Origin of the sequence: Photorhabdus hindustanensis, assembly GCF_002968995.1 — a bacterium.
Taxonomy (GTDB): Bacteria; Pseudomonadota; Gammaproteobacteria; order Enterobacterales; family Enterobacteriaceae; genus Photorhabdus; species Photorhabdus akhurstii.
The window spans coordinates 1-669 of sequence record NZ_PUWT01000169.1 but is presented as its reverse complement, the minus strand read 5'-3'; the positions used below and the strand labels follow the sequence as shown (position 1 = coordinate 669).

Sequence of the window (669 nt, the reverse complement as noted above, 5' to 3'; positions counted from 1 at the left end):
GATAAGTGGCCGCTTAAGGTTGCAGCAGGAGTAACAAACACGCAGCCGTCTGATGATATTGAATCATGGCAGACATTAATTCTGAAAGAATCGGGTTCGGTACCAACGGATTTAGTCTTTACACCTTCTTCATGGAAAGCATTCCGTCTGGATACGTCTATCAAGGATACCGCGATAACTTTCCCATCGTTGAACCCGTTTGGTAATCAGGTAAATATCGGCCCAACAGTTCAAAAAGGCGGGGTATTTAAAGGAATCTGGGGCAACTTCAACCTCTGGTTATATAACGACTGGTTTATCGATCCTGTTGATAATGTTGAAAAACCGATGTTGCCGGACGGTACAGTTATTATGAGCGGGCCTGATTTAATGGGAACGCGTGCGTTTGGTGCGATTCTTGATCCCACTTTCAACTACGGACCTTTGGCCTATGCGCCAAAAAGCTGGTTAAACCCCGATCCAGCACAGCGTTATTTATTGATGCAATCCGCGCCATTGGTTATCCCAAGTCGTGTGAATGCGGCTTTGTGTGCGACGGTGGTGTGATATGGCAAAAAATAAGCAACAAGAAAACGAACTGGGCGGCTTGCCGCCTGAACTGATGGTTGACGGCCAAGAGTTACCGGATTCTCAGATAGAAACGGTGGAATCTTCTTCCACTGTTCCTGA

General features: G+C 46.5%; 1 protein-coding gene. It reads left to right on the top strand.

The genetic code is table 11. The annotated features are described in order from the left end of the window. On the top strand, positions 1-546 hold a 546-nt coding region (locus tag C6H66_RS25015), incomplete at its 5' end, for a major capsid protein (RefSeq protein WP_181150314.1). Positions 547-669 lie beyond the last annotated feature (123 nt).